The organism is Arthrobacter sp., from assembly GCF_048266065.1.
GTDB lineage: Bacteria > Actinomycetota > Actinomycetes > Actinomycetales > Micrococcaceae > Arthrobacter_H.
In genome coordinates, this window is the sequence record NZ_JBLXAH010000001.1 from 569,153 (window position 1) to 586,159 (window position 17,007).

Genomic DNA, 17,007 nt, shown 5'->3' on the forward strand with positions numbered 1-17,007 from the left:
GCGGAGCCACGGCACGGCGCCAGAGCACCCACCCACGCCAACGGCCGGCCCCGACGGATGCGTCGGGACCGGCCGTTGGCGGCGGGCCGGAGGCTACGCCTGGGCGGCGAAGCCCACGCGGCGCTGTTCCTCGGCGCCGACTTCCACGTACCCGATGACACCGGCCGGGACGATGATCTGGCGGCCCTTGGCATCGGTGAGCACCAGGTCGGTGGAACCGCTGATGGCATCGCGAACGGTCTGGGTGACCTGCTCGGCGGTTTCGGCGGATTCGATGACAACCTCGCGGGCTACATTCTGGATTCCGATGCGCACGTCCATGGTGGCTCCTCTATCAATCGGGGGTGGGCGCCGGGTGGTGGCGCCGGTCTACGTCAGTGAACAATCTACGTCAGGCTTCCTTGGGAAACCGACCGATTCCGCGCCAAGCTAAACGGGACACCAGTTCACTGGCCTCATCGAGGTCGACCTGGCCCTCCAGTTCCAGCCAATAACGCGCGGAAACCTGCGCCATGCCTGACATGGCGCGTCCAAGCAGCACCGCCTGGGCCCGGCTCAGCCCGGTGTCCTCGGAGATCACCCCGGCAATGGCGTCGGCGAAGCGGGCGTTGAAGGCCTCCAGGCGCGAGCTGACGTCCGGATCGTGCATCAGGTCCGACTCGAAGACCAGCCGGTGGGCCTGGCTGTCGCTGGCGATGAACCCGAAGAACTCGCGGATGGTCGCGTGCACGCGCTGCTTGTTGTCGGTGGTCGAGGCGATGGCCCGCAGCAGCCGGGCCGTCAGGTCCTCCAGGTGCTCGTCGAGCAGCGCCAGGTAGAGTTCCCGCTTGCCCGGGAAGTGCTGGTAGAGCACCGGTTTGCTGACCATCGCCACATCGGCGATCTCGTCCATCGCCGCACCATGGTAGCCATGGGCGACGAACACCTGGTGGGCTGCCGTGAGCAGCTGCCGTCGGCGTTGGTCCCGGGGCATCCGCGGTGTCCGCTGCGAATGTTCTGTCCTGCGCTCCACTGCCTGCCTCTCCGCCGGGACGCCGTCGTCGTGCCGGGCTGTGCCTAGTCTACCCATGGGTATTCCGCCGCGTATTCCGCCCCGTGGCTAAACTGGCCCCATGCAGGAAGCGACAGACCACCGCCCGGCGCCCCTGGTTGAACCGGGGCCGGAACTGGAGGCGGACGAACTCAAACGCTATTCACGGCACATCATCATCCCCGAGGTGGGGATGGCCGGGCAGCGGCGGCTGAAGAACGCCAGGATCCTGGTCATCGGCGCCGGCGGGCTCGGGTCCCCGGCCCTGCTTTACCTGGCGGCCGCCGGGGTGGGCACCCTGGGCATCGTCGAGGACGACACCGTGGAGGTCTCGAACCTGCAACGCCAGGTCATCCACGGCATGTCCAACCTGGGCCAGGGCAAGGGCGAGTCCGCGCGGGAGTCGATCACCGGGATCAACCCGTTCACCGACGTCGTCCTCCATACCGAACATCTCGAGCGTTCCAACGCGCTGGAGCTCTTCGCCGGCTACGACCTCATCCTGGACGGGACCGACAACTTCGCGACCCGCTACCTGGTCAACGACGCAGCCGCCATCCTGGGCAAACCGTATGTGTGGGGTTCGATCCTGCGCTTCGACGGCCAGGTCAGCGTGTTCTGGAACGGCCACGGGCCGACCTACCGCGACCTGTATCCGGAGGCGCCACCGGCCGGCACCGTCCCCTCCTGCGCCGAAGGCGGGGTGTTCGGCGTGTTGTGCGCCCAGATCGGCTCCGTCATGGCCGCCGAGGCGATCAAGCTGGTGACCGGGATCGGCGACTCGCTGCTGGGCCGGGTGCTCATCCTCGATGCGCTGGCCATGACCTGGCGGGAGATCCGCCTGCGCCCGGACCCCGACACCGTGCAGCCGACCGAATTGCTGGAGGACTACCCGGCGTTTTGCGGGGTCGCTCCTGCAGTGGAACGCGTGCTGCCCTCCATCGACGCGCCGGGCCTGCGGGACCTGCTGGCCGACCGGGCCGCCGGCCGCCGCGATTTCCTCCTGCTCGACGTGCGCGAGGCGGGGGAGGCGGAGATCGTGTCCATCGACGGGGCCGAACTGGCACCGCGGGGGCAGGTGCTTGGCGGGGACATCGAGCTGCCACGGGATCGCGAACTGGTCCTGCACTGCAAGTCGGGTGGCCGCTCGGGCGAGGTGCTCGGCTACCTGCTGGACCAGGGGTACACCAACGCCAGGCATCTTCAGGGCGGCATTGCCGCCTGGGTCCAACAGGTGGAACCGGACAAGCCGATGTACTAGCCGCGTCCCCGCCGGACGGGTCAGGCCCCGCGGCTGACGGGGCAGGCGGCCGATGCGTCGTTGCCCTGCTGCACGCCTGCGGCGGCGGCACCCGGCTCGGAGGTGGCGGCGGCCGGCGTTCCCAGTTCGATGCCGAACAGGGTGGCGAGCGCTTCCTCGACGTCGCCCTGGCGTCCGTCGGCTGCCAGTTCACGGGCCCTGACGGTGGGGACATGGAGCAGCTGGCGCATCATCCGGCGCATCGCGAACTCGACTTCCTCGGCCGCGGCGGTGCACCCGTGCTGGGCCCTGACCTTCTCCACCTCGGTTTCCAGCACATGCTGGGTGTGCTTGCGCAGGGCCACGATGGCGGCGTCGGCGGAGCGCTGGCGCTGTTCGCCGGCGAACTGCTCGGCGGCCTCCCCGACGATGGCGCTGGCCTGGGTCAGTGCCGCCGACTGCTCGGCGGGGGCCGCCATGCGCACCGATTCCAGGGTGATCAGCTCCACGCCGTCCAGGGTGGCCACGTCGGGGTCGACGTCGTGGGTCAGGGCCAGGTCGATGGCGACCAGCGGGCGGCCGCCACGGTCCAGCGACTGGAGCTCGGCGGCGTCGATGCGCACGCCGCCGCCGCTGCAGCCGATGAGCACGTCGGCCTCGCGCAGCACCAGGGCCAGCGAATCGTCATCGACGGCGGTGCCGCCGCGGGAGGCGACGAAGGCGTCGGCCCGCCCGGAGGCCGAGTACACGAAGATGTTGGTGGCGCCGCGTTCCTTCAGCCGGGCCATGGTCGCCCCGGCGTAGGCACCTGTACCGAAGACGACGACGTTGCGTCCGGCCCAGGAGGTGGTGCCGGAGAGGTCCTCGGACAGGTCAAGGGCCACCGAGACGATCGAGAGGCCGCGCCCGCCCAGGGCGGTGCGGGCGCCGACGTCCTTGGCGGTGCGTGATGCCGTCTGGAAGAGGCGGACCAGCGCCCCGGAGGCGGTACCGGTGGCCTGGGCGTCGATGAGGGCGCGGCGGACCTGCCCGGCGATCTCGCGTTCACCGATCACCGCGGAGTCCAGGCCGGCGCCGACGGCGAAGAGGTGGGAGACGGCGTCGTGCTCCGTCTTGGTCTCCAGTGCCTGGGAGACCTGGTCCTCGGGGAGCCCGGAGGCGGCGGAGATCTGTTCGATCACCGCCTGGCGGGCCGCGGGGATCTCCGCGGCGTGGGGGGCCTCGCAATAGACCTCGTACCGGTTGCAGGTGGACAGCACGACCGCGCCGGAGACCGGCGTGGTGCCATCGAGCACGGCGGAAGCGACCCCGTCGGCGCCGGCGCTGAGCCGTGCCACCGTTTCGAGGTCGATATCAGAATGGGAGGCAACAAGTGCTAGAAAGACCACAATGTCCACCAGCATATCTCCCCGTCACCGTTTTCGGCAGCGAGGATGACCTAACCCGTGTCGTCAAATATCGCGGAATGACGGGCGGAAACGGGTTTTCGACGAATTGTAGAACGTGGTGTTGGCCACGAATCGCCGCCGGGCCCACCCACGATTAACGGTTGTCGGCGCGGACTTGGCAGAATCGGGTCATGACCTTGAGCGCTAGCCACCCCCTGATGGATGGCCGTACCTCCGCATCCGACCTGATCACCGCCTACCGTGGCGGTGCCCCGGCCCGCCGGCCCGTGTGGTTCATGCGCCAGGCCGGCCGGTCGCTGCCGGAATACCGGACGCTGCGCGAGGGCACCAACATGCTCGAATCCTGCCTGCGCCCGGAAATGGCCTCCGAGATCACCCTGCAGCCGGTGCGCCGCCACGGGGTCGACGCGGCGATCTTCTTCTCCGACATCGTCATCCCGCTCAAGCTCGCCGGCGTGGACGTGGACATCGTCCCCGGCGTCGGACCGGTGCTGGGCGAACCGGTGCGCACCGCCGCCGACGTGGCGAAACTGCCCCGGCTCACCGATGCCGCGCTGGATCCGATCCGCGAGGCCGTCGCCTTGACCGTCGCCGAACTGGGGACCACCCCGCTGATCGGCTTCGCCGGCGCCCCGTTCACCGTGGCCGCCTACATGGTGGAGGGCAAGCCGTCCCGCGACCACCTGGGTCCGCGCCGGATGATGCACACCGAGCCCGGCACCTGGCGGGCGCTGGCCGACTGGGCCGCCGAGGCCTCCGGCGCCTTCCTGCGCGCCCAGCTCGAGGCCGGCGCCAGCGCCGGGCAGCTCTTCGACTCGTGGGCCGGCAGCCTCTCGCTGGCCGACTACCAGCGCTTCGTCGCCGGCGCCTCCACCCGTACGCTCGCGGCGGTGAAGGTCCTGGGGACCCCGCTGGTGCATTTCGGCACGGGAACCGGCGAACTGCTGCCGGCGATGCGCGACGCCGGGGCCGATGTGGTGGGCGTGGACTACCGCCTGCCGCTGGACGAGGCCAACCGCCGGCTCGGTGGCACCTCCGTGCTGCAGGGCAACATCGACCCCGCCCTGCTGGCCGCCCCCTGGGAGGTGCTGGAGGAGCATGTGCGCTCGGTCCTGGCCGCCGGGGACCGGACGCCGGGTCACGTGGTCAACCTCGGCCACGGGGTCCCCCCGGACACCGACCCCGAGGTGCTGACCCGGCTGGTCGACCTGGTCCATTCGGTGCCGCCGGCGGCCCGCTGAACCCACCTCCCACCGGGCTCACAGGGCAGGCAACGATAATGGATGGCACACAGAGCGCAGGACACCGCGGAAAGGAAACGGCGATGACGCAGGCAGGGCACGGCAGCGGCTCACCGTCCGGGGTCGACGCGCCCCGGGTCATCGTCGTCGGCGGGGGCATCGCCGGCCTGGTCGCCGCCCGCGAACTGTCGTTGACCGGGCACCGTGTCGACGTCTACGAGGCCGCCGCGCGCTTCGGCGGCTGCCTCGGATCCCACGAGGTCGCCGGACTGCTCCTGGACGCCGGAGCCGAATCGTTCGCGCTGCGCAACACGGCAGTCGCCGACCTGGCCGCCGACCTCGGCCTCGCGTCGGCCATCACCAGCCCGCACGCCGCGGGCTCCTGGCTCTACCACGCACCGGCCGACGGCCCACGACGCGGCACGGCCCGCGCCCAGCCCCTGCCGGCCACCGCGATCCTCGGGATCCCGGCCGACCCGCGCGCCGATGACGTCAAGGCGGTCATCGGGGCCGCCGGCTCCATCCGGGCCGCCGCCGACCTGGCGATGCCGGTCACCCGCCACCAGGCCACCGAACCGATCAGCCTCGGCGAACTCGTGCGCACCCGCATGGGACAGGCGGTGTTGGAGCACCTGGTGACCCCCATCGTCGCCGGCGTCCACTCGGCGGATCCCACCACCCTGGACGTCGACACGGTGGCCCCCGGGCTGCGGGCCGCCATGGCCACCCACCACTCGCTGGCCCGCGGCGTCGCCTCGCTGAAGGCCTCGGCGCCGGCCGGTTCGGCCGTCGGCGGGCTCGCCGGCGGCATGCACCAACTCGTCACCGCCCTGCTCGCCGAGCTGACGGGCGCCGGGGTCGGCCTGCACCTGGACTCACCGGTCGCCTCCATTGCCCCCACGGCCGGGGACGACGCCGGATGGCAGGTGCGCCTCCAGGGCCGGGGCGGAGCCGAACACGCCGACCGGCTGGTCATCGCCACGCCCGGCCCGGCCGCAGTTGACCTGCTCGGCACCGTACTGCCCGACGCCGCGGCGCTGCGTCCGGCCACCGGCAACGGCATCGCCCTGGCCACCCTGGTCGTGGACCGGCCCGAACTCGACGATGCCCCCCGCGGCACCGGCCTGCTGGTTGCCCCCGGCACCCCGGGGGTGGCCGCCAAGGCGCTGACCCACGCCACCGCCAAATGGCAGTGGCTGGCCGATGAGGCGGGGCCCGGAACCCACGTGTTGCGCCTGTCCTACGGCCGGCTCTCCGACGACCCCGGCACGATCCCCGCAGACGACGACGCCCTGTGTGAAACGGCCATTGCCGACGCCGCGGCCCTGCTGGGCATCGCGTTGACGGCGGCCGACGTCCTCGGCGCGGATGTGGTGCGCTACGACGCGGCGCTGCCATTCGCCGCCACCGGGCACCGCGAACGCGTCGCAGCGTTCCGCACGGCGGTCGGCGCCCACCCGGGACTCGAGGTCGTCGGAGCCTGGCTCGCCGGAACCGGCCTGGCCTCCGTCGTCGCCGACACCCGCGCCCGCACCGCCGTCACCGCCAGTTGACGCGCCGGCCCCCGAACCCCACGAAATATCCAGCAGCAGAAAGTAGAGGCCACACCGTGAGCCAAGCACCTTCCACCCCCGAGACCAGCACGTCTGACACCGCGGAGGAAGAGCTCTTCTATACCCTGTGGACCGTGTTCAAGCGCGATTCCGACCTGGACCGCAGCGAGGGCGTGGCGGCCTTCGACGCGCTCGTCACCGAGCTGGCCACAGCCGGCGTCGTGCTGCGCGGCACCTACGACGTCTCGGCCATGCGCCACGACGCCGACATCATGGTGTGGTTGCACGGTGCGCAGCCGGATGCCCTGCAGGAGGCCGTGCGCAAGATCCGCAGGACCTACCTCTTCGCCGAGACCTCCATCGTCTTCTCCGCCATGGGCGTGCACCGCGACGCCGAGTTCACCAAGAACCATGCGCCGTCGTTCGCCCTGGGCACCTCGCCGGAGCAGTGGCTGTGCGTCTACCCGTTCGTGCGCTCCTACGAGTGGTACCTGCTCGACGGCGCCGAACGCGGCAAGATGCTGCGCGACCACGGCATGCTGGGCCGCGACTTCCCGCAGGTCCAGGCCAACACCGTCGCCTCCTTCGCGCTGGGGGACTGGGAATGGATCCTGGGCCTGGAGGCGCCGAACCTGATCGACCTGGTGGACCTGATGCGCCACCTGCGCTACACCGAGGCCCGCAACCACGTGCGCGAGGAGATCCCCTTCTACACCGGCAAGCGCATCGATTCCGCCCAGGTCGCCGAGGTGCTCCGATGAGCGGGGCCGACCACGTCTTCGACCCGCGCACCGGCTACGACGCCTCCGGGCGGATGGCCCCCAAGCCCTACGACGCGATCCTGCTCGCCTCCTTCGGCGGTCCCGAGGGGCAGGAGGACGTCATCCCGTTCCTGCGCAACGTCACCCACGGCCGCGGCATCCCGGACGAACGCCTCGAGGAGGTCGCCACCCACTACCGCGCCAACGGCGGCATCAGCCCCATCAACGCGCAGAACCGCGCGCTGAAGGCCTCCCTGGAGGCCGAGCTCGCCGACCGCGGCATCGACATCCCCGTCTTCTGGGGCAACCGCAACTGGGACCCCTACATTCCGGCGACCCTGCAAGGGATGTACGACGCCGGACACCGCCGGGTGCTCATGTTCTCCACCAGCGCCTACTCCTCCTACTCCAGCTGCCGGCAGTACCGCGAGGACCTCGGCGTCGCCCTGCGCGAGACCGGCCTGGAGGGCAAGCTGGAGGTCGACAAGGTCCGCCAGTACTTCGACCACCCCGGCTTCGTGGACCCCTTCGCCGAGGGCGTCACCGCCGGCCTGGCCGACGTGCGCGCCCAGCTCGCCGCCGCCGGCACCCCCGACGCACCGGTGCGGATCGTCTTCGTCACCCACTCCATCCCGACCTCCGACGCCGAGGCCGCCGGCCCGCGCGACCTGGCGGCCACCCTGGAAACCGACGTGTACTCGGCCCAGCACCTGGCCGTCGGCCGCGCCATCCTCGCCCAGGTCCCCGAGGCCGCAGGATTGGAGCACTCGCTGGTCTTCCAGTCCCGCTCCGGAGGCCCGCACGTGCCGTGGCTGGAACCTGACATCAACGACGCCCTCGCCGACTACAAGGACCAGGGCACCGGCGGCGTCGTCGTGGTCCCCATCGGCTTCGTCTCGGACCACATGGAGGTCCTCTGGGACCTGGACACCGAGGCGAAGGAGACCTGCGCCGAGCTCGGCCTGGCGTTCCACCGCGTGCCCACCCCCGGCACCCACGCGAAGTTCGTCGGTGGCATCGTGGACCTGGTCTGCGAACGCCTCGCCGGGCCCGACGGGAACGCCCTGCTGGCCGGCCGCGCCTCCGAGGCGGAGCTCGGCCCCTGGTTCGACGTCTGCCGGCCGAACTGCTGCGCCAAGGTGATGCGCGACGGCACCGTCAAGCCCACCATCGCCGCAGTGGACTCCGAGGTCGGGGTGCCGGCACCATGAGCGCCGCCACCGAAGACCACGGCACGACGCCGGCACCCGGCTTCCGGGTCGGCACGCGCGGTTCGGCGCTGGCCATGACCCAGACGGGCACCGTCGCCGACGCGTTGGCGGCCACCAGCGGCGCCGGCTATGAACTGGTGAGGGTCAAGACCGAGGGCGATGTCACCAGCGGCCCGCTGTCCCAGCTCGGCGGCACCGGGGTGTTCGCCGCGGCCCTGCGCCTGTCCCTGCTGGAGGCCGGCTGCGACGTGGCAGTGCACTCGCTCAAGGACCTGCCCACCACCCAGCCCGAGGGCCTGGTCATCGCCGCCACCCCCGCACGCGTGGACGTCCGCGACGCCCTGTGTGCCCGCGACGGACTGCGCCTGGATGAGCTGCCGGCCGGCTCGAAGGTCGGCACCGGCTCCCCGCGTCGCGGCGCCCAGCTGAAGGCCGCCCGCCCGGACCTGCAGATCGTGGACATCCGCGGCAACGTCGGCACCCGGCTGGGCCGGGTCGCCGGCTCGGCACGCCCACAGGACGACGGCGGCGTGGGCCGCGGCGTCCACGGTGACCTCGACGCCGTCGTGTTGGCCGCAGCGGGGCTCGAACGCCTGGGCCTGGGGGAGCACATCACCGAGTACCTGGACCCCGAGGTCATGCTGCCGGCCCCCGGCCAGGGCTCCCTGGCCGTTGAGGTCCGCACGGCAGGCACCGGCAACGCGGCGGTGGACGCCGCCCTGCGGGAGCTCGACGACGAACCCACCCGCCTGGCCATCACCGCCGAACGCGCGCTGCTGGGCCGCCTGGAGGCCGGCTGCGCCGCACCGATCGGCGCCCTGGCCCGGGAGGTCGACGGCGCCCTGGTGCTGACCAGCGTCGTGTGCGCCCCGGACGGCAGCAGCACGCTGCGCCGCAGCGCCACGGCAGCGGCCCCCGGGATCGACGGCGCGCGCGAACTCGGCGTCCGGTTGGCCGGGGAACTGCTCGACGCCGGAGCCGCGGAGTTGGCGGGACTCTAGGTGCCCCCACGCCCACTGGCCGGACGGACCGCGTTGCTGCTGCGCAGCGCGGACCGGGCCGCACCCACGATCGCCGAACTCGCCTCCCGCGGGGCGGCCACCGTGCTGTGCCCGCTGATCGACTTCGAGCTCCCCGCTGACACCGGCCTGCTCGACGACGGGGTGCGCACACTGCTCGACGGCGGTTTCGACTGGCTCGTTCTCACCTCGCGGACAGCAATGCTCGCGGTGCTCCAGCGGGCCAACGCCCTGGGGCGCTCCGACGGCACCACGGTCCAGGTTCCGGCCGGCACCCGGGTCGCCGCGGTGGGGGAGGCCACCGCGGCGGCCTGCCGCGCTGCGGGAATCGGCGTCGACGTCGTTCCCGTCCACGACCATTCGGCCCGCGGCATGCTGGCCGAATGGCCCCGGCGGCTGCGCCCCACCGGCGGCCACACGGTGTTCATGCCGCAAGCCGACATCGCCTCCACCACCCTGGCGGACGGCCTGCGGGGATGGGGGAACGACCCGGTGGTCGCCACCGCCTACCGCACCGTGGACGCCCCGGCAGACCCCGCCCGGGCCCTGGCCGCCACCGGCCAGAACACCCCGGCCCCCGACCTGTCACCGGCCGACCTGGCAGCCGCAGGTGGTGCCCCCCGGGGCGTTGAAGCGGTGCTGTTCACCTCCCCGAGCATCGTCCGGCGCTACCTGGCACTGGCCGGCCCCGCGCCCCACCTGCCGGCGATAGCCATCGGCGACTCCACGGCCGCCGCCCTGCGGAACCACGGCTGGGAACCCGCGGCCACCGCCACCGAGGCCAGCCCGGCGGGCCTCGCCAACGCCTGGGAACACGCCCTGGACCGCGCCGGACCGGCCCACGGCTGACCGGCACCACCCCCACCACCGCACCCACCCCCGAATGCCCCGAACGGCAGAAAGTCGAAGGCCACCATGTCTTTCCCCACCCACCGGCCCCGCCGGCTGCGCACCACCGCCGCCATGCGACGCCTCGTCGCCGAAATCGACCTGGCCCCGCGCCACCTGATCCTGCCGGCATTCATCCGCGAGGGCCTCACCGAACCCCGCCCCATCGAGTCCATGCCCGGCGTCGTGCAGCACACCACCGACTCGCTCAAGCGGGCAGCCACCGAGGCCGCGGAGCTCGGATTGGGTGGACTGATGCTCTTCGGCGTTCCCACCACGCGGGACGCCACCGGCAGCGCCGGCCTGGACCCGCACGGGGTGCTCAACCAGGCGATTGCCGACGTGCGCGCCGAAGTCGGCGACGAGTTGCTGGTCATGTCGGACCTCTGCCTGGACGAGTTCACCGACCACGGCCACTGCGGTGTCCTGGACGGGCAGGGCCGGGTCGACAACGACGCGACCCTGGAGATCTACGCGAAGATGGCCGTCGCGCAGGCCCGGGCCGGCGCCCACCTGGTCGCCCCCTCGGGCATGATGGACGGCCAGGTCGCCGTCATCCGCCAGGCCCTGGATGCCGCGGGGTTCCAGGACATCCCCGTGCTGGCCTACGCCGCCAAATACGCCTCCGCGTTCTACGGCCCCTTCCGCGAGGCGGTCGACTCGCAGCTCTCCGGTGACCGCAGGACCTACCAGATGGATGCGTCCAACCGCCGCGAGGCCCTCCACGAGGTCGAACTGGACCTGGACGAGGGGGCCGACCTGATCATGGTCAAACCGGCCATGAGCTACCTGGACATCCTGGCCGACGTCGCGGCGATGTCGCCGGTTCCCGTCTCCGCCTACCAGATCTCCGGTGAGTACGCGATGATCGAGGCCGCCGCGGCCAACGGCTGGATCGACCGCCGGTCGGCGATCACCGAATCGGTGCTCTCCATCCGCCGTGCCGGCGCCGACACCGTCTTGACCTATTGGGCCGCCGAACTGGCCGGCTGGCTGAAGGAAGGAAAATAAGCATGTCCACCTCGCAGGAACTCTTCGATGCAGCACGCGCCCTGATGCCCGGGGGCGTGAACTCGCCGGTGCGCGCCTTCGGCTCCGTCGGCGGGACCCCGCCGTTCATCGTCGGCGCCAACGGCGCCCACCTCACCGATGCGGACGGCAACGACTACGTCGACCTCGTCTGCTCGTGGGGCCCGGCACTGCTGGGCCACCGCCACCCCGCGGTCCAGGAGGCAGTCCATGCAGCGGTGGACCGGGGGCTGTCCTTCGGCGCCTCCACCCCGGACGAGGCCGGCCTGGCCCAGCTGGTGGCCGGCCGGGTCCCCGCAGTCGAGCGCCTGCGCATGGTCTCCACCGGCACCGAGGCCACCATGACGGCCATCCGCCTCGCCCGCGGCTACACCGGCCGGGACCTGGTCGTGAAGTTCGCCGGCTGCTACCACGGCCACCTCGACGGGCTCCTGGCCGCCGCCGGTTCCGGCCTGGCCACCCTGGCCCTGCCCGGCTCCGCGGGTGTCACCGCAGCGACCGCCGCCGAGACGCTCGTGCTGCCCTACAACGACGTCGCAGCCGTCGAGGCCGCCTTCGCCGAACACGGCCCGCGCATCGCCGCGGTCATCACCGAGGCGGCCCCGGCGAACATGGGGGTGGTCACCCCGGCGGACGGCTTCAACGCTGCCCTGTCGCGCATCACCGCCGAACACGGCGCGCTGCTCATCCTCGACGAGGTCCTCACCGGCTTCCGGACCGGCCCCGCGGGATACTGGGGCCTGACCGGGGCGACCGAAGGGTGGACGCCGGATCTGTTCACCTTCGGAAAGGTCATCGGCGGTGGGCTGCCCACCGCAGCCCTGGGCGGACGCGCCGACGTCATGGACCATCTGGCCCCGTTGGGCCCGGTATACCAGGCGGGAACCCTCTCCGGGAACCCCGTGGCCATGGCCGCCGGCATCGCGACGCTCACCCACGCCACGGCCGAGGTCTACGCCCACGTCGACGCCCGCAGCCTCGAGCTGCAGGCCGCGCTCACCGGTGCCCTCGAAGCCGCAGGGGTGGACCATTCCATCCAGACGGCGGGAAACCTCTTCTCCGTGGCCTTCGGCACCTCGGCCACCGGGGTGCACGATTACGACCAGGCACAAGGCCAGGAGGCCTTCCGCTACGCGCCGTTCTTCCACTCCATGCTCGACTCCGGGGTCTACCTGCCGCCGAGCGTGTTCGAGGCGTGGTTCCTCTCGGCCGCCCACGACGATGCGGCCATGGAACGCATCATCTCGGCCCTGCCGGCAGCGGCCCGTGCGGCGGCGGCGGCGAAGCCCGCCGCGTAGCCACCATCGGTCCCCGATCGTTCCGGGGTAAGGCGAAAGCGGTGCCTCCCCGTGGGGGGAGGCACCGCTTTGCGTGGTTCCGGCTGGCTACCGGTGCATCATGCGCCTGGCCAGGAAGTTGCCCAGCAGCTGGGCCAGCTGGACGATGACCACGATGACCGCGACCGCCAGCAGCGTGACAGCGTAGTTGAACTGCTGGTAGCCATAGGTGATGGCCAGGTCACCGAGGCCGCCACCGCCGATGTAGCCGGCCACTGCCGACATGTCCACGACGCCGATGAAGATGAACGTGTACCCCAGCACCAGCGGGGCGAGGGACTCGCGCAGCACGACGTCGAAGAGCACCCGGGTGCGGCTGGACCCCATGGCCCGGGCCGCCTCGACCACGCCGGGGTCCACCCCGACGAGGTTCTGCTCCACGATGCGCCCCAGGACGACGGCGGTCATGAGCGTCATCGGGAAGATGGCCGCCTCGGTGCCGATCGAGGTGCCGATGACCGAGAGCGTCCAGGGCCCCACCAGCGAGATGAAGATGATGAACGGGATCGGCCGCACGATGTTGATCAGGAAGTTCAACACGTTGAACAGCACGGTGTTCGCCAGGATGTTCCCCGGGCGCGTGGCATAGAGCAGGATGCCGATCAGCAGCCCCAGGATCCCGCCGATGATCATCGTGATGATGACCATGAACAGGGTCTGCTGGATGGAGGTGGCCAACTGCGGGCCCATGGTGGTCCAGTCGATCATCGCCGGCCTCCTTCGTCGTCGGTGCCGGCAGCGGCCGGGGCGGGCCACTGCTGGACTGTGGTGATCTTCGACAGGCCCTCGATGACGGCGTCGACGTCCTCATCGGGGCCTTCGAGCACATAGGTCAGCGATCCGAAGGGCCGTTGGGCGATCTCGGTGACAGACCCGTAGACCACCGAGTCGTGGACGGCCGGGCGGGAGGCCAACAGTGCCGAGATGTCCCGCTGGTTCGACCCGGCACCGACGCCGGGGGCCTCGGAGATGGTGATGCTCACCAGGCGGCCGGGGTGCAGCTGCTGCAGCCTGGCCACCGTGTCCGCCGAGGGCTTGTCGGCGATCGTGCTGCTGATGAACTTCTGCGTCGCCGGGTTCCGCGGGTAGGCGAAGACGTCGTAGACGGGGCCGTGCTCGAGCAGCGACCCCAGCTCCATGACCGCCACGTGATCGCAGATCGAACGGACCACATGCATTTCGTGGGTGATCACCACGATGGTCGTGCCGAACTCCAGGTTCACGCGTTTGAGCAGCGCCAGGACCTCGGTGGTGGTCTCCGGGTCCAGGGCGCTGGTGGCCTCGTCGGCGAGCAGGATCTCGGGGTTCGTGGCCAGGGCCCGGGCGATGCCCACGCGCTGCTTCTGCCCGCCGGAGAGCTGGCTGGGGTACTGGCGGGCCTTTTCGGCGATGCCGACGAATTCGAGCAGCTCGGCGACCCGTTCGGCGCGTTTGGCCTTCGGCCAGCCGGCGACGATGAGCGGGTACTCCACGTTCTTGGCGACCGAGCGGGAGTTGAACAGGTTGAACTGCTGGAAGATCATGCCGATGCCGCCGCGCAGGCCGCGCAACTGCTTCTCGCCCATGCCCGTCAGTTCGCGCCCGGAGACGGTCAGGGCGCCGCCGGTGGGCTTCTCCAGCGCATTGATCAGGCGCACGAGGGTGGATTTGCCGGCACCGGAATAGCCGATGACGCCGGTGATGGATCCCTTCTCGATGTCGAAGGTGACATCGCGGAGCGCATGCACCGGTTTGCCCTTGGCCGCGCCGCGGCCCGGGTAGGACTTGGAGACGTCGCGGAAGCTGACGATGGAGGTCACCGCAGGTCCTTTCTCGCTGTGGATGGTTCAGGGCCCGCAAAACCCGCTGCGGCTCCGGCACCGGGGTGTCCGGGGCGGGAGCCGCAGCGGGTCTGGCTGGCGGGGGTTCCGTTCGGTTACTTGGAACCCTTCATGTTGTCCTCGATGACCTTCAGGGCGGACTGGAGGTCCTCGGGGGAGTTCTCCTTGAAGACGCCGCCCTCACCCAGGTCCTTCTTGATCGCCGTGATGACTTCGGGATCGTGGTACAGCTTGGCGATCTTCAGCAGCGTCGGGTTGGACTTGTCCTCATCGCGGGCGACGAACGCGTTGATGTACGGCTTCGTCGAGTCGGCCGACGGGTCGTCCTGGGCGATGATGTCGTCGTTGCTGAGCTTGGCGGCGGTGGCGAAGTTGTTGTTCACGATCGCCCCGGCCAGCGAATCAAGATTCTGTGCCGTCATCTTCGCATCCACGGTGACGACCTTGACCTTCGAGGCAGCGGTGTCCACGTCGGCGGGGGTGGACGTCGAGTTGGCCCCGCCCTTGACCGTGATCAGTCCTGCGGATTCCAGCACGATCAGCGAACGGGCCAGGTTGGTCGGATCGTTCGGGATGGCGATCTGCGAACCGGCGGGGATCTCATCGGTGGACTTGTACTTTGTGGAGTACAGCGGCAGCGGGTACACGGCGGTGGCGCCGATGGGCTGCAGGTTCTTGTTGTTCTTGGTGTTGTAGGTGGCCAGGTACTGCAGGTGCTGGAACTCGTTGAGGTCCAGCTGCTTCTGGTCCAGCGCCGGGTTCGGCTGGTTGTAGTCGGAGAAGTTCTTCAACTCCACCTCCACACCCGTCTCCTCCTTGACGACCTTCTTGTACACCTGCCAGTACGGCTCGGCACCATCGGAGACGCCGATGGTCACGGTCTTGATGTCGGTGGGCAGGGCTGCCGCGTCATCGGACCCGCCGCCGCAGGCGGTCAGGCCGAGGGTGGCGACGGCGGCAACGGCGGCGGCCTTGGCAAGGGACAGGCGAATGTTCTTCATGCGAGTGTTCTTTCCGGCTGGAAGTGACCAGCGGCCATGAGGGCCGCCACAAATCGAATGAATCAATTCCAGCAGGCCGCGGGGGCAACGCAAAATCGAACGCCACGGTCAGTACGGCCCGTCTGATCGAATGAAGTTCGAGTTCCGGCGATGCTGGGGGCGGGCGCATGCGATACGGGGCCCCGCAGGGCTAAGAACGGCACCATTGAACAGGTGCCGCGGTGCCGTACGCAATTTCGTGACATGACTCTCTACGACATGACTCTCTACGACATGACGCGACGGGGCAGGCGCCGTCGTCGTACCCCGACGCAATGCGGTTAGCGCACCGGCCAGGTGCCGTCCACCACCGCAGCTGGGTCCTTGCGGCGGAAGTACTCCTGCAGGCTGGCGGCCTGCTCGGCGGCCCAACGGATCTGCTGGCGGTGCAGCTCCGCAGGGTCGAGGCCCAGCACGGCCGGGTACTTCACCGCCTGCGCGTCGGCCACCCCGATGGTGGCTGCGGCGTCGGCGACCGAGGTGTGGGCGTTGAGCAGCGGGATGGAATAGTGCTCGCACAAGGCGCCGAGGGTCCGCTTGCCCCGCCGGTACTTGTCGACGTGTTTGTCGATGATGAACGGGTCGATGACCGGGGCGGGGTCCACGGGCTCGACACCGTGGCGGGCCGCCTCGCGGGCCAGGACCGTGAAGTCGTAGCTGGCGTTGAAGGCCATCACCGGCATGGTCTGGAACAGGTCACGCAAATGCGCGGAGATCTCGGCGACCGCCACCGCAGGATCCATGCCCGAGGCCACCGCCCGCTCCGTGCTCACCCCGTGCACCGCGGCGGCCTCCTCCGGGATGGGAACGCCCGGGTTCACCAGCCACTCACGGTGGTTGATGATCTCCTGGCGGCCGTTCACGACCACGATGGAGGCGGTGACGATCCGTGCCTCCAACGGGTCCTTGCCGGTGGTCTCGAGATCAAATGCTGCCCGCGGAAGCTCATGCCATGTGTCCATGGACCCACGGTATCGTCCCCCTCCGACGAAGTGGCGGCGGCCGGGCCGGACGCGGCCTAAGCTGGAGGCCATGTCACTTCAGTACGCCGAAGCCGTCCATCGCCTGGCCGCAGGGATCCCGTCCGGCAGCGTGCTGACCTACGGTGACATCGCCGAACTCCTCGGCGCCGGCGGGCCACGGCAGGTCGGGGCGGCCATGGCGCACTCCGATGGCGAGTTGCCCTGGTGGCGGGTCCTACGCGCCAACGGAACGCTCCGGGCCGATCTCCAGGAGCGGGCCCTGCCGCACTGGATCGACGAGGAGATCCCGCTGCGCGGTTCACGCGTGCTGGTTGGCGGGGCACGCTGGCAGCCCGGTGACGCAGGGTTCGCCTTCATCGAATCGATCGCCGCCGACCTGGCCGCCGGCCTCGCCGCCGGCCAGGACACAGGCGGCGGCCCCAACTATCGGGGGCGGGTGCTCTGAT

General features: G+C 70.6%; 17 protein-coding genes. 10 read left to right on the plus strand and 7 right to left on the minus strand.

Annotated elements, in window-relative coordinates; translation table 11 throughout:
* Positions 1 to 93: 93 nt before the first annotated feature.
* Together ACN0TP_RS02855 and ACN0TP_RS02860 are read right to left on the minus strand one after the other, a co-directional pair.
* On the minus strand, positions 94 to 321 hold the full coding sequence (locus ACN0TP_RS02855) for a DUF3107 domain-containing protein (protein ID WP_417216332.1): 228 nt from the start codon (positions 319 to 321) through the stop codon (positions 94 to 96).
* A gap of 70 nt (positions 322 to 391) precedes the next feature.
* Complete coding sequence (locus ACN0TP_RS02860; RefSeq protein ID WP_417216334.1) at positions 392 to 1,069, minus strand: TetR/AcrR family transcriptional regulator; 678 nt, start codon at positions 1,067 to 1,069, stop codon at positions 392 to 394.
* Positions 1,070 to 1,112: 43 nt separating this feature from the next.
* On the opposite strand from ACN0TP_RS02860, the gene moeB reads away from it, so the two are divergent.
* Entirely contained in the window at positions 1,113 to 2,291 is a 1,179-nt protein-coding gene (gene moeB / locus ACN0TP_RS02865; protein ID WP_417216337.1) for a molybdopterin-synthase adenylyltransferase MoeB, read from the plus strand.
* 20 nt (positions 2,292 to 2,311) lie between these two features.
* Here moeB and ACN0TP_RS02870 read toward each other — a convergent pair whose 3' ends face one another.
* Positions 2,312 to 3,658, minus strand: coding sequence for a glutamyl-tRNA reductase (locus ACN0TP_RS02870; protein ID WP_417216509.1), 1,347 nt, complete (start codon positions 3,656 to 3,658; stop codon positions 2,312 to 2,314).
* 191 nt (positions 3,659 to 3,849) lie between these two features.
* Here ACN0TP_RS02870 and hemE point away from each other — a divergent pair, with 191 nt between their 5' ends.
* From hemE to hemL, 8 genes are all read left to right on the plus strand, one after another.
* A complete protein-coding gene (gene hemE, locus ACN0TP_RS02875) occupies positions 3,850 to 4,920 on the plus strand; it encodes a uroporphyrinogen decarboxylase (protein ID WP_417216340.1) in 1,071 nt (356 codons plus the stop codon).
* A gap of 83 nt (positions 4,921 to 5,003) precedes the next feature.
* Positions 5,004 to 6,473 carry a protoporphyrinogen oxidase gene (hemG, locus tag ACN0TP_RS02880; protein ID WP_417216343.1) on the plus strand — a complete coding sequence of 490 codons (1,470 nt, stop codon included), beginning with the start codon at positions 5,004 to 5,006 and terminating at the stop codon, positions 6,471 to 6,473.
* Between the two features lie 56 nt (positions 6,474 to 6,529).
* Entirely contained in the window at positions 6,530 to 7,234 is a 705-nt protein-coding gene (hemQ, locus tag ACN0TP_RS02885; RefSeq protein WP_417216346.1) for a hydrogen peroxide-dependent heme synthase, read from the plus strand.
* Positions 7,231 to 8,445 (plus strand): ferrochelatase, encoded by a 1,215-nt coding sequence (locus tag ACN0TP_RS02890; protein WP_417216349.1) that lies wholly within the window; start codon positions 7,231 to 7,233, stop codon positions 8,443 to 8,445. The genes hemQ and ACN0TP_RS02890 overlap by 4 nt, the downstream gene beginning before the upstream one ends.
* On the plus strand, positions 8,442 to 9,446 hold the full coding sequence (gene hemC, locus ACN0TP_RS02895; RefSeq protein WP_417216351.1) for a hydroxymethylbilane synthase: 1,005 nt from the start codon (positions 8,442 to 8,444) through the stop codon (positions 9,444 to 9,446). The genes ACN0TP_RS02890 and hemC overlap by 4 nt, the downstream gene beginning before the upstream one ends.
* On the plus strand, positions 9,447 to 10,313 hold the full coding sequence (locus ACN0TP_RS02900) for a uroporphyrinogen-III synthase (protein WP_417216354.1): 867 nt from the start codon (positions 9,447 to 9,449) through the stop codon (positions 10,311 to 10,313).
* A gap of 66 nt (positions 10,314 to 10,379) precedes the next feature.
* Positions 10,380 to 11,363, plus strand: a complete 984-nt coding sequence (hemB, locus tag ACN0TP_RS02905) for a porphobilinogen synthase (protein ID WP_417216357.1) — start codon at positions 10,380 to 10,382, stop codon at positions 11,361 to 11,363.
* Positions 11,364 to 11,365: 2 nt separating this feature from the next.
* On the plus strand, positions 11,366 to 12,679 hold the full coding sequence (gene hemL / locus ACN0TP_RS02910) for a glutamate-1-semialdehyde 2,1-aminomutase (RefSeq protein ID WP_417216359.1): 1,314 nt from the start codon (positions 11,366 to 11,368) through the stop codon (positions 12,677 to 12,679).
* A gap of 87 nt (positions 12,680 to 12,766) precedes the next feature.
* Here the strand turns inward: hemL and ACN0TP_RS02915 are convergent, their stop codons facing one another.
* The 4 genes from ACN0TP_RS02915 to ACN0TP_RS02930 form a co-directional block, all read right to left on the minus strand.
* A complete protein-coding gene (locus tag ACN0TP_RS02915; protein WP_417216361.1) occupies positions 12,767 to 13,426 on the minus strand; it encodes a methionine ABC transporter permease in 660 nt (219 codons plus the stop codon).
* Positions 13,423 to 14,517 (minus strand): methionine ABC transporter ATP-binding protein, encoded by a 1,095-nt coding sequence (locus ACN0TP_RS02920; protein ID WP_417216364.1) that lies wholly within the window; start codon positions 14,515 to 14,517, stop codon positions 13,423 to 13,425. The genes ACN0TP_RS02915 and ACN0TP_RS02920 overlap by 4 nt, the downstream gene beginning before the upstream one ends.
* Before the next feature lie 116 nt (positions 14,518 to 14,633).
* Positions 14,634 to 15,539, minus strand: a complete 906-nt coding sequence (locus ACN0TP_RS02925) for a MetQ/NlpA family ABC transporter substrate-binding protein (protein ID WP_417216366.1) — start codon at positions 15,537 to 15,539, stop codon at positions 14,634 to 14,636.
* Between the two features lie 320 nt (positions 15,540 to 15,859).
* Positions 15,860 to 16,540, minus strand: coding sequence for a 3'-5' exonuclease (locus ACN0TP_RS02930; protein WP_417216369.1), 681 nt, complete (start codon positions 16,538 to 16,540; stop codon positions 15,860 to 15,862).
* Between the two features lie 70 nt (positions 16,541 to 16,610).
* Between ACN0TP_RS02930 and ACN0TP_RS02935 the strand changes: the two genes are divergently transcribed.
* On the plus strand, positions 16,611 to 17,006 hold the full coding sequence (locus tag ACN0TP_RS02935; RefSeq protein ID WP_417216371.1) for an MGMT family protein: 396 nt from the start codon (positions 16,611 to 16,613) through the stop codon (positions 17,004 to 17,006).
* Position 17,007 lies beyond the last annotated feature (1 nt).

Excerpts from the sequence above, each read along its gene's own strand:
- ACN0TP_RS02915 (WP_417216361.1), bottom strand. The coding sequence starts at position 13,426 with ATGATCGACTGGACCACCATGGGCCCGCAGTTGGCCACCTCCATCCAG.
- moeB (WP_417216337.1), top strand. The coding sequence starts at position 1,113 with ATGCAGGAAGCGACAGACCACCGCCCGGCGCCCCTGGTTGAACCGGGG.
- ACN0TP_RS02860 (WP_417216334.1), bottom strand. The coding sequence starts at position 1,069 with ATGGGTAGACTAGGCACAGCCCGGCACGACGACGGCGTCCCGGCGGAG.
- hemC (WP_417216351.1), top strand. The coding sequence starts at position 8,442 with ATGAGCGCCGCCACCGAAGACCACGGCACGACGCCGGCACCCGGCTTC.
- ACN0TP_RS02930 (WP_417216369.1), bottom strand. The coding sequence starts at position 16,540 with ATGGACACATGGCATGAGCTTCCGCGGGCAGCATTTGATCTCGAGACC.
- ACN0TP_RS02935 (WP_417216371.1), top strand. The coding sequence starts at position 16,611 with ATGTCACTTCAGTACGCCGAAGCCGTCCATCGCCTGGCCGCAGGGATC.
- ACN0TP_RS02855 (WP_417216332.1), bottom strand. The coding sequence starts at position 321 with ATGGACGTGCGCATCGGAATCCAGAATGTAGCCCGCGAGGTTGTCATC.
- ACN0TP_RS02890 (WP_417216349.1), top strand. The coding sequence starts at position 7,231 with ATGAGCGGGGCCGACCACGTCTTCGACCCGCGCACCGGCTACGACGCC.
- hemB (WP_417216357.1), top strand. The coding sequence starts at position 10,380 with ATGTCTTTCCCCACCCACCGGCCCCGCCGGCTGCGCACCACCGCCGCC.
- ACN0TP_RS02925 (WP_417216366.1), bottom strand. The coding sequence starts at position 15,539 with ATGAAGAACATTCGCCTGTCCCTTGCCAAGGCCGCCGCCGTTGCCGCC.
- hemE (WP_417216340.1), top strand. The coding sequence starts at position 3,850 with ATGACCTTGAGCGCTAGCCACCCCCTGATGGATGGCCGTACCTCCGCA.
- hemG (WP_417216343.1), top strand. The coding sequence starts at position 5,004 with ATGACGCAGGCAGGGCACGGCAGCGGCTCACCGTCCGGGGTCGACGCG.
- hemL (WP_417216359.1), top strand. The coding sequence starts at position 11,366 with ATGTCCACCTCGCAGGAACTCTTCGATGCAGCACGCGCCCTGATGCCC.